Source organism: Blastococcus tunisiensis, from assembly GCF_900112815.1.
Lineage (GTDB): Bacteria > Actinomycetota > Actinomycetes > Mycobacteriales > Geodermatophilaceae > Blastococcus_B > Blastococcus_B tunisiensis.
This window is the reverse complement of sequence record NZ_FOND01000013.1, coordinates 40,212-51,464: the sequence shown is the minus strand read 5'-3', so window position 1 is coordinate 51,464 and position 11,253 is coordinate 40,212. Positions and strand designations below refer to the sequence as shown.

The window sequence follows — 11,253 nt, the reverse complement described above, 5'->3', positions numbered from 1 at the left end:
GGCTCACTGCGCCGGACCGGTGAGGACGACGATCGAGCGCCCCTGGACGGTGACGGTGTCGCCCGGTTTCACCTCGACGGGCTCCACCTCGTCCATCTCGGCCGTGTCGAGCACCGTCGTCCAGTTCTGGCAGTAGTCGTCGCTGGGCAGCGTGAAGTCCAGCGGCTCGTGCGAGGCGTTGAAGGCCAGGTAGAAGTGGTCGTCGGTGACGTACTCGCCCCGCTCGTCCATCTCCCGGATGCCGACCCCGTTGAGGTAGACGGCCAGCGACTTGGCGTAGGCGGCGTCCCAGTCCTCCCCGGCCATCTCCTCGCCGGCCGGCGTCAGCCAGGCGATGTCGGGGACCGGGTCGCCCAGCCCCCGGCGGACCGGGCGGCCGTGGAAGAACCGGCGGCGGCGGAACGTCGGGTGGTCGCAGCGGAGCCGGGTGACCTTCTTGGTGAACTCGAGCAGGCCCTCGTCGACGTTCTCCCAGTCGATCCAGGTGAGCTCGGAGTCCTGGCAGTAGCCGTTGTTGTTGCCGCGCTGCGTCCGGCCCAGCTCGTCGCCGTGCAGCAGCATCGGCACGCCCTGGCTGAGCATCAGCGTGGCGATGAAGTTGCGTCGCTGCTGCGCCCGCAACTGCAGGACCTCCGGGTCGTCGGTCTCGCCCTCGACCCCGTGGTTCCAGCTGCGGTTGTGGCTCTCGCCGTCGTTGTTGCCCTCGCCGTTGGCCTCGTTGTGCTTCTCGTTGTAGGAGACCAGGTCGTTGAGGGTGAACCCGTCGTGCGCGGTGACGAAGTTGATGCTGGCCACCGGACGGCGACCGGAGTGCTGGTACAGGTCGGCCGAGCCGGTGATCCGGCTGGCGAACTCGCCCACGGTGGCGTCCTCGCCCCGCCAGAAGTCGCGGACGGTGTCGCGGTACTTGCCGTTCCACTCCGTCCAGCGTGCCGGGAAGTTGCCGACCTGGTAGCCGCCCTCGCCGACGTCCCACGGCTCGGCGATCAGCTTGACCTGGCTGACGACCGGGTCCTGGTGGACGAGGTCGAAGAAGGTGGACAGCCGGTCGACGGCGTGCAGCTCGCGGGCCAGCGCCGAGGCCAGGTCGAAACGGAAGCCGTCGACGTGCATCTCGGTGATCCAGTACCGCAGCGAGTCCATGATCAGCTGCAGCGCCTGCGGGGTCCGGACGTTCAGCGTGTTGCCGGTGCCCGTGTAGTCCATGTAGTGCTGCTGGTCGCCCTCGACGAGCTTGTAGTACGCCTGGTTGTCGATGCCCTTGAACGACAGCGTCGGGCCCAGGTGGTTGCCCTCGGCGGTGTGGTTGTAGACGACGTCCAGGATCACCTCGATGCCCGCCTCGTGCAGGGCACGGACCATGCCCTTGAACTCCTGCACGTGCTGGCCCGTCGCGGTGTCGGCCGCGTACTCGTTGTGCGGGGCGAAGAAGCCGATCGTGTTGTAGCCCCAGTAGTTGCGCAGGCCCTTCTGCTGGAGGGTGTCGTCCTGCACGAACTGGTGCACCGGCATGAGCTCGAGGGCGGTCACGCCGAGGTCGGTGAGGTGCTCGATCGTGGCCGGGTGCGCGATGCCCGCGTAGGTGCCCCGCAGCTCCTCGGGGATGCGCGGGTTGGTCATCGTCAGGCCCTTCACGTGGGCCTCGTAGATGACGGTCTTGTTCAGCGGCGTCTGCGGCGGCCGGTCGACGCCCCAGTCGAAGTACGGGTTGACGACGACGGACTTCGGCATGTGCGGCGCCGAGTCCTCGTCGTTGCGCTCCTTGGTCTCGAAGTCGTAGCCGAAGACCGCCGGCGCCCAGTCGACCGGGCCGTCGATCGCCTTGGCGTACGGGTCGAGCAGCAGCTTGCTCGGGTTGCAGCGCAGCCCCTGGTCCGGGTCGTACGGCCCGTGGACGCGGAATCCGTACCGCTGCCCCGCGTGGACGCCGGGCAGGAAGGCGTGCCAGACGTAGCCGTCCATCTCCGGGAGCCGGATGCGCTCCTCGTTGCCCGCCTCGTCGAACAGGCACAGCTCGACCTTCTCGGCCACCTCGCTGAAGATCGAGAAGTTCGTGCCGGTGCCGTCGTACGTGGCCCCGAGGGGATAGGCGCTACCGGGCCAGACCTGGGTCATGCGGGGATGTCCTCCTGCGCTGGTGGCCCCGTGGGGGACCGAGGTGTCTCTCCGGAGATCTTCGCGGAGGAAGCATGGTGGGGCGACCGTGCACGGGTTCCCCCGGGGTGGCTGCGGCACACCTGGGTTCCGTGTGACGTGCGCCCGTGCGGCGGACGGGACACGACGACGCCCCCCGTGGCCGGGCCGCGGGGGGCGTCGTGCGCAGGTCCGGCGGGCCGCGGCAGCGACCGTGCCGGGCGGCTGATGGACGACCCCGGGTGGGCCGGACGCCGCGATCCGGGGTCCGACCTCGCCCGGGCGTCCGGGTGGCGCTGGTCCCCGGTCCGGAACCGCTCCTGCGACCAGGCACGCTAGGGGGGCGCGCCCGTCGAGGACAAGTAGCGGACGCGTTCCGTTCTCCCCGGGTTCACCAGCCGGCCCATCCGGCCGCTCGGACCCGTTCTGTCACACCGGCGTCGTACCGTTCTCCCGTGCCCACTTCCACGGAGATCCGCCCCACGCAGGGGCGGTTCGAGGTCGTCAGCGAGTTCCAGCCCTCCGGTGACCAGCCCGCCGCGATCGCGCAGCTCGCCGAGAAGGTGAACGCGGGGGAGAAGGACGTCGTCCTGCTGGGCGCCACCGGTACCGGGAAGTCGGCGACGACCGCGTGGCTGATCGAGCAGGTGCAGCGGCCGACGCTGGTGATGGCGCCGAACAAGACCCTGGCCGCCCAGCTGGCCAACGAGTTCCGGGAACTCCTGCCGAACAACGCCGTCGAGTACTTCGTCTCCTACTACGACTACTACCAGCCCGAGGCGTACGTCCCGCAGACCGACACCTACATCGAGAAGGACTCCTCGGTCAACGACGAGGTGGAACGGCTGCGCCACTCGGCCACCCAGAGCCTGCTCACCCGGCGGGACGTCGTGGTGGTGGCGACCGTGTCATGCATCTACGGCCTGGGCACCCCGCAGGAGTACGTGGAGCGGGCGCTGAAGATCAAGCTGGGGGAGACCCGCGACCGGGACGAGCTGCTGCGCACGCTGGTCACCGAGCAGTACACCCGCAACGACCTGTCCTTCACCCGCGGCACCTTCCGCGTGCGCGGCGACACGATCGAGGTCTTCCCGGTCTACGAGGAGCTCGCCTGCCGGATCGAGATGTTCGGCGACGAGGTGGAGCGGCTGTACTACCTGCACCCGCTGACCGGTGAGGTGGTCCGCGAGGTGGAGGAGCTCTTCGTCTTCCCCGCCACGCACTACGTCGCCGGGCCCGAGCGGATGGAGCGGGCGATCCACGGCATCGAGGCCGAGCTCGAGGGCCGGCTCGCCGAGCTGGAGCGCCAGGGGAAGCTGCTGGAGGCCCAGCGGCTGCGCATGCGCACCACCTACGACATCGAGATGATGCGCCAGGTCGGGTTCTGCTCCGGCATCGAGAACTACTCGCGGCACATCGACGGCCGGGCGCCCGGCAGCGCCGGGTCCTGCCTGATCGACTACTTCCCGGACGACTTCCTGCTGGTCGTCGACGAGTCGCACGTGACGGTGCCGCAGATCGGCGGCATGTACGAGGGCGACATGAGCCGCAAGCGGACGCTCGTGGAGCACGGCTTCCGGCTGCCCTCGGCGATGGACAACCGGCCGCTGAAGTGGGAGGAGTTCACCGACCGCATCGGCCAGACCGTCTACCTGTCGGCGACTCCCGGCAACTACGAGCTGGGGCGCACCGGCGGCGAGTTCGTCGAGCAGGTCATCCGGCCGACCGGCCTGATCGACCCCGAGGTGGTGGTCAAGCCGACCAAGGGGCAGATCGACGACCTCGTGCACGAGATCCGCCTCCGGACGGAGAAGGACGAGCGGATCCTGGTCACCACGCTGACCAAGAAGATGGCGGAGGACCTCACCGACTACCTGCTCGAGCTCGGGATCAAGGTGCGGTACCTGCACTCCGAGGTCGACACACTGCGCCGGGTCGAGCTGCTCCGCGAGCTGCGCCAGGGCGAGTACGACGTCCTGGTCGGCATCAACCTGCTGCGCGAGGGCCTGGACCTGCCCGAGGTGTCACTGGTCGCGATCCTCGACGCCGACAAGGAGGGCTTCCTGCGCTCCGGCACGTCCCTGATCCAGACCATCGGCCGGGCGGCGCGCAACGTCTCCGGTCAGGTGCACATGTACGCGGACAAGATCACCCCGTCGATGGCGCAGGCGATCGAGGAGACCAACCGGCGCCGCGAGAAGCAGATCGCCTACAACCTCGAGCGCGGGGTGGACCCGCAGCCGCTGCGGAAGAAGATCGTCGACATCCTCGACGGCATCTACCGCGAGGCCGAGGACTCCGAGTCCGCCGAGCTGATCGGCGGGTCGGGCCGGCAGCAGTCCCGGGGCAAGGCCCCGGTGCCGGGGCTGTCGTCGAAGAAGAAGCCGGGCAAGGCCGGGGCGATCGACGTGCAGGGCCTGCCGAGGGCGGAGCTGGCCGACCTGATCAGCCAGATGAACGAGCAGATGCTGGCCGCCGCCCGGGAGCTGCAGTTCGAGGTGGCGGCCCGGCTGCGCGACGAGCTGAGCGAGCTGAAGAAGGAGCTGCGCCAGCTCGACGCCGCCCACGCCTGAGCGAGGACCCCGCTGCCCCCACCGCTCGCAGACTCGCGGCGGCCGACCGGCGGCGCCTGGACACGCCACCTCGGCGAGTTGATCATCGGCGGCTGGTGGTGCCGGCCGGCGTGTCACCCAGCCACCCGCCGATGATCAAGTTCTGGGGAGGTCCGTGTGGACCGGGAGGAGCTGGTGGCGTACTGCCTGGGCAAGCCGGGGGCCGAGGAGACGTACCCCTGGGCGAGGAGGAACTGGTCGCCAAGGTCGGCGGCAAGGGCTTCGCATTCATCGGGCTGGCCGGCGGCACCGTCAGCGTGAAGTGCGGCCGGGACGCCGCCGAGGCGGGGGAGTGGCGGGAGCGCTACCCCGGCGCCGTCACGTCGAGCCACTACGTGGGCCGCTACGGCTGGAACTCGGTCGACTGGACCGGCCCGGTACCCGACGACGAGGTCCGCGAGCTGATCGACGCCTCGTACGACGCCGCGGTCGCCGCCCTGCCCAAGAGCCGGCGCCCGAGCTGATCGACGGTGGGCGTGTGACGCGCGTCGCACCGGAACTCGCCGGGGGTCGGAACGTTCGTCGGCGCGGCGCCGTTGCACCAGGCGGACCACACGGAGTGCGGGCGCTGACGCGCGCCCGCGGCCGGTGGTGCGAGGAGGGGAGTATCCCCCCGCGGCAGGGCCGTCAGTACGAGATCCCGTGATCTCCGGTCCCGTCGGTCGCCGGCCCAGGCCGGCGGCGGGAGAGACCTCCGGTACTGACGACTGCCAGCTGCCGGAGGCATTGCCGCATGGACGTTCCCTTCTGGGTCTGGGCTCTCACGATCGGGTTGATCGTCGGGATGCTGCTGTTCGACCTCCTCGGCCACGTGCGGACCCCGCACGCGCCCACCCTCCGCGAGTCCGCGATCTGGTCCGCCGTCTACGTGGGCATCGCGGTCGTGTTCGGGCTGCTGATCCTCTGGTTCTACGGCGCGCAGTTCGGCGGGGAGTACTTCGCCGGCTACATCACCGAGAAGAGCCTGTCGATCGACAACCTCTTCGTCTTCGTGCTGATCATGGCGAGCTTCGGCGTGCCCCGGGAGCTGCAGCAGAAGGTGCTGCTCTACGGCATCACCTTCGCCCTCGTGCTGCGCACCGTGTTCATCCTGATCGGCGCCGCGGCGATCGCGAACTTCAGCTGGGTCTTCTACGTCTTCGGCGCCATCCTCGTGTACACCGCGTGGGCCCAGGCGCGCAGCGGCGGCCACGACGACGAGGAGGACTTCAAGGAGAACCTGCTCCTCCGCGTCGCCCGCCGGATCTTCCCGACCACGGACGAGTACCACTCCGACAAGATGGTCGTCCGCCTCGACGGCAAGCGGTTCATCACCCCGCTGGCCATCACCCTGATCGCCATCGGCAGCGCCGACATCCTCTTCGCCGTCGACTCGATCCCGGCGATCTTCGGCCTCACCCAGGAGACCTACCTGGTCTTCGCGGCGAACGCGTTCTCGCTGCTGGGGCTGCGCCAGCTGTTCTTCCTCATCGACGGCCTGCTCGACCGGCTCGTCTACCTCGCCTACGGACTCGCCGTCATCCTCGGGTTCATCGGCGTCAAGCTGCTCATCCACGCCCTGCACACCAACGAGCTGCCGTTCATCAACGGCGGTGAGCACGTCACCGTCATCCCGGAGATCCCGATGTGGCTGTCCCTGACGGTGATCCTGGTGACCCTCGTGGTGACGACCCTGACGAGCCTGGCCAGGAACCGCCGGGACCGCGCCGAGCGGCTGGAGCTGCAGGCGCAGGAGGCCGCCGAGCGCGTCGGTGAGGACGAGGACGGCGGCGCCCCGGACGCCGGGCAGCTGCTCTCCGAGGACGCGCCCGGGCCCCGGGGCGGCACCGAGCGCTGACCGTGCCGAGGGCTCCGCTGCCGGGCGTCGCGCACCGGCCGGAGCCCTCGGCGGCCCGCTCGGCGGGGACGTAGAGTCTCCGCTCGTGGAGCTCCCCGTCTGGTTCGAGATCACGACGTTCGTGGGGCTGACCGTCCTGCTGCTCGCCGACCTCGCCATCGTCGCCCGCCGACCGCACGAGCCCTCCATCAAGGAGGCCAGCCTCTGGGTGACCTTCTACGTGAGCCTGGCGCTGCTCTTCGGCCTGCTGATGCTGGCGTTCACGAACGGCACCTACGCCACGGAGTTCTACGCCGGCTGGCTCACCGAGTACTCGCTCTCGGTGGACAACCTCTTCGTCTTCGTGATCATCATGGCCCGCTTCCAGGTGCCGCGGAAGTTCCAGCAGGAAGCGCTGATGATCGGCATCATCATCGCGCTGGTCCTGCGCGGGATCTTCATCCTGCTCGGCGCCGTGGTGATCGAGCGGTTCGTCTGGGTCTTCTACATCTTCGGCATCTTCCTGATCTACACCGCGTTCAACCTCGTCCGGCACCGCGGGGAGGACGAGGACTACGAGGAGAACGCCTTCATCCGGCGGATGCGCACGATCCTGCCGATCACCCAGGACTACCACGGGGCCAAGATCCGGGTGACCGAGAACGGCCGGAAGATGTGGACGCCGATGATCGTGGTGATCCTCGCCCTCGGCACCACGGACCTGATCTTCGCGCTGGACAGCATCCCGGCGATCTTCGGCCTGACCCGTGAGCCGTTCATCGTCTTCACGGCCAACGTCTTCGCCCTGATGGGCCTGCGCCAGCTGTACTTCCTGCTCGGCGGCCTGCTGAAGCGGCTCGTCTACCTCTCCCTCGGGCTGGCGGTCATCCTGGCCTTCATCGGCGTCAAGCTGATCCTCGAGGCGGTGCACGAGAACCAGCTGCCGTTCGCCGGGGAGCGCGAGCCGATCGAGAGCATCCCCGAGATCCCGATCTGGCTCTCGCTGTCGATCATCCTCGGCGTGCTGGTCGTCGCGACGGTCGCCAGCCTGCTGAAGACCCGCGGTCAGCTCGCCAGCGCCGGCCCGCCGGACGTGGACCCGGAGACGGCGAAGTCGGTGCCCACCGGCGGGCCCGAGGCGGCCGCGGCGGCGGAGGCGCGGATCGCCGACGAGTCGGACGAGGACCGCGCGCGCAGCTGAGCGGGGTCGTGGAACAGACTTCTCCGCCGGCCGGTTGAGCCGTCCTCGTGAGGGAGCAGACCGACGCCGGCCGGGTCGCAGCGCTCGTGGGGCTGCTGTTCGGCCTCGCCGGCATGGGCAGCGCGGCCGTGGCGGTGACGCTGCCGGCGATCGCCGCCGACCTCGGCCTCAGCACCGGCGGGGTCTCCTGGGTCATCAGCCTCTACGCCCTGATGCTCGCGGTGGCGACCGCCGTCTACGGCCGGGTGGCCGACCTGGCCGGCATCCGGCTGCCCCTGCTGGTGGGAGTCGGCCTGATGGCCGGCAGCGCGGTCCTCGGCGGCTTCGCCCCCAGCATCGAGGTGCTGCTCGCCGCCCGGGTCCTGCAGGGCATGGGCGCGGCCGCGGTACCCGTGCTCGGCATGGCCATCGTCAGCGCTCGCTACGACGGTGCGGTCCGGACGACCGCCCTCGGCCAGGTGGCCGGGACGGCGGCGGCGGTGAGCGCACTGGGCCCGCTGGCGGGCGGCCTGGTGGCCGACCTGGCCGACTGGCGCGCGGTCGTCGCGCTCCCCGCGCTCGGGCTGCTGATCGTCCCCGCGCTGTGGCGGGCGCTGCCGACGCAGGGCACCGGTGCCCGGCTCGACGTCCTGGGGGCGGTGCTGGTGGCCGCCACCGCGGCCGGGCTCGTGCTGCTGGTGCAGTCGCCCGCCTCGGGGGTGCTGGTGGCCACGGCCGGCGCCCTGCTGCTGGGGCTGGGCGTTCCCGCGGTGGCGGCCCGGGTGCGCCGCCGCCCCGAGGGTTTCCTGCCGCGCCGGGTCATCCGGAACCCCGTCGTCGTCCGCAGCGCCCTGGCCGCGTCCGCCGTGCCGGCCGCCTGGTTCGCCCTCCTGATCGCCGTGCCGGCCGTCCTCGCCGTCCGGGGCTGGACTCCGCTGCAGGTCGGGCTGGCGCTGGTCCCCAGCGCCGTCACCGGCTTCCTCGCCCCGCGGCTGGCCGGCCCGCTGCTGGCGCGGCTCGGTCCCGGCCGGTCCCTCGTGGTCTCCGACGCGACGGCAGCGGTGGCCCTGGTCGTCGCCGCCGTCGGCGCGGCCCGGACCTCGGCGGCGGTGCTCGTGACGGCGGTCGTCCTCGTGACGCTGGCCTTCGGGCTGGGCCAGCCGGCGCTGATGGCGGCGGTCGGCGGCGCCGTGCCGGCCGACGTCCGGGGCGTGGCGCTGGGCATCGCCACGCTGGTCTTCCTCGTGGGCGGGGGTGTCGGCTCCGCCGTCGTCGGCGGGGCGGGCGAGGTCCTGGGCCTCGACCGCAGCCTGCTGCTCCTGGCGGCGCTGCCGCTGCTGGGCAGCCTGGCGGTGCTGAGCACCGTCCGCGCGCGCAGCGTCCCGTCCTGAGCCCGTCGCGCCGGGCGGAGGGACCGGGGGCCGGACCGACTAGCGTCGGTGGCCATGTGGCCTGACGATCTCGCGCTCCTGCGCACGCCGGGCGCCCCGACGGTGTCCCCGGACGGCCGGATGGCGGTCGTCGCGGTCGCCCGGCCCGACCTCGAGGCGGACGAGTACCGCAGCCAGCTGTGGGCCGTGCCCACCGACGGCTCGGCCCCCGCCCGCCCCGTCACCGCCGGCTCCCGGGACAGCGACCCCGGCTACTCGCCGGACGGCCGCTGGCTGGCCTTCCGCAGCGCCGAACCGGGCGGCCGGCCGCAGATCTCGCTGCTCCCCACCGCCGGTGGGGAGCCGCGCACCCTCACCGCCCACCACCTCGGCGCCGGGGCCCCGGTCTGGTCACCGGACTCGCGGCGGCTGGCCTACGTGGCGCGGGTCCCCGAACCGGGCCGGTACGGGACGGTCGACGGCGTGGCCCCCGCGGCGGAGCCGCCGCGCCTGATCACCAACCTGCAGTACCGGCGGGACGGCATCGGCTTCCTGGCCGACCAGCCCAGCCAGGTGTTCGTCCTCGACCTCCCGGCCGACTTCGCCGACGACAGCGCCCCGCTGCCGGAGCCGGTGCAGGTGACCACGGGGGAGGCCGACTGCGTCGACGTGACCTGGCGCCCGGACGGCGGGCTCGCGTTCGTCTCCGCCCGTCACCCGCGGGCCGACCGGGACCTCGTGCGGGACGTGTACGCGATCGAACCGGACGGGACCGCGCTGCGCAGGATGACCGCGTCCACGGGGGACTGCGCGCTGCCGGCCTACGCGGGGCAGGAGCTGGTCGTCACCGCGGTGCCCGAGCTGGGGCCCGAGGGGCTGGACTTCGTGGCCCGGCAGGCCGTGCCGTGCCGGGTGGCCGGGGACGGGTCGCTGGTGCCGCTGCTCGACCCCGAGGAGCACCACCGCGGGGACGAGACCCCGGCCACGGTGGTCGCCGACGGCGCGGTCCTGGTCGGCGTCGAGCGGCGCGGCAGCGTCGAGCTGCTCCGGGTCCCCCTGGACGGCGGCGCTGCGGAGCCGCTGATCGACGGGCCGTTCACCGTGCGCGGCATCGCCGCCGCCGGGGGAGTGGTGGTCGCCGTCGTCGCGCACGACCGGTCCGCCGGCGAGCTGATCGCACTGACCCCGGGTCGGCGCCGGCTGCTCACCGCGTTCGGCCGGACGCTCGGGGAGACCGGCCGGGTCCACCGGACGGCGGAGCGGACCGCGCAGGCGCCCGACGGCCACCCGGTGCACGGGTGGATCACCACCCCGCCGGGGCCCGGCCCGCACCCGGTGCTGCTGACCGTCCACGGGGGGCCGTTCGCGCAGTACGGCTGGTCGCTGTTCGACGAGACCCAGGTCTACGTCTCCGCGGGGTACGCCGTGGTCCAGTGCAACCCGCGCGGCTCGTCCGGCTACGGGGCCGAGCACGGGCGCGCCATCCGCGGCGGCTGGGGCGGGCTCGACGCCGCCGACGTCCTGGCCTTCCTGGACGCGGCGCTGCAGGATCCCGCGCTCGACGCCGACCGGGTCGGGGTCATGGGCGGGTCCTACGGCGGCTACCTCGCCGCGCTGCTCATCGGCCGGACCGGCCGGTTCGCCGCCGCCGTCGTCGAGCGGGCCTTCCTGGACCCGGTGAGCTTCGCCGGGTCCTCCGACATCGGCTGGGCCTTCCCGGACCAGTACCTCGGCACCGACCCGGAGCGGCTGGCCGCGCAGAGCGCGCTGGCCGGCGCCGCCGCGATCACCACGCCGACCCTCGTCGTGCACTCCGAGGAGGACTGGCGCTGCCCCGTCGAGCAGGGCGCCCGGCTCTACGTCGAGCTCAAGCGGCGCGGCGTCCCGTCGGAACTGCTGCTGTTCCCCGGCGAGGGGCACGAGCTGAGCCGGTCCGGGCGGCCCCGCCACCGGCACGCACGGTTCGAGCACGTCCTCCGGTGGTGGGCCCGCTGGCTGCCGACGGCCGGGAACCCCGGGCGGGCCGCCGCGGAGCCGGTCGACGCCGACCCCGCCCCGGGAGCCGAGGACGGCGGGCCGACGGCGGCGGGTGCGGCGGCCGAGCCGCTCGTGGTCCGCGCCACCCGGGTCGGCTGAACCACC

7 protein-coding genes are annotated in these 11,253 nt (G+C 72.1%); 6 read left to right on the top strand and 1 reads right to left on the bottom strand.

What is annotated here, in order from left to right; translation table 11 throughout:
• Nucleotides 1-3: 3 nt before the first annotated feature.
• Nucleotides 4-2,115 (bottom strand): glycogen debranching protein GlgX, encoded by a 2,112-nt coding sequence (glgX, locus tag BM142_RS16175; RefSeq protein WP_092201095.1) that lies wholly within the window; start codon nt 2,113-2,115, stop codon nt 4-6.
• Between the two features lie 473 nt (nt 2,116-2,588).
• Here glgX and uvrB point away from each other — a divergent pair, with 473 nt between their 5' ends.
• From uvrB to BM142_RS16140, 6 genes are all read left to right on the top strand, one after another.
• Complete coding sequence (gene uvrB, locus BM142_RS16165; protein WP_092201091.1) at nt 2,589-4,706, top strand: excinuclease ABC subunit UvrB; 2,118 nt, start codon at nt 2,589-2,591, stop codon at nt 4,704-4,706.
• A gap of 110 nt (nt 4,707-4,816) precedes the next feature.
• On the top strand, nt 4,817-5,209 hold the full coding sequence (locus BM142_RS16160; RefSeq protein ID WP_217640751.1) for an MmcQ/YjbR family DNA-binding protein: 393 nt from the start codon (nt 4,817-4,819) through the stop codon (nt 5,207-5,209).
• A 269-nt stretch (nt 5,210-5,478) separates the two neighbouring features.
• Entirely contained in the window at nt 5,479-6,582 is a 1,104-nt protein-coding gene (locus BM142_RS16155; protein WP_092201089.1) for a TerC family protein, read from the top strand.
• 85 nt (nt 6,583-6,667) lie between these two features.
• The gene (locus BM142_RS16150; protein WP_092201086.1) at nt 6,668-7,762 is read left to right on the top strand and encodes a TerC family protein; all 1,095 of its coding nucleotides are present in this window, start codon (nt 6,668-6,670) and stop codon (nt 7,760-7,762) included.
• Nucleotides 7,763-7,809: 47 nt separating this feature from the next.
• Nucleotides 7,810-9,132 carry an MFS transporter gene (locus BM142_RS16145; RefSeq protein ID WP_092201083.1) on the top strand — a complete coding sequence of 441 codons (1,323 nt, stop codon included), beginning with the start codon at nt 7,810-7,812 and terminating at the stop codon, nt 9,130-9,132.
• 54 nt (nt 9,133-9,186) lie between these two features.
• Nucleotides 9,187-11,247, top strand: coding sequence for a S9 family peptidase (locus BM142_RS16140; protein ID WP_092201080.1), 2,061 nt, complete (start codon nt 9,187-9,189; stop codon nt 11,245-11,247).
• The last annotated feature ends 6 nt before the right edge of the window (nt 11,248-11,253 follow it).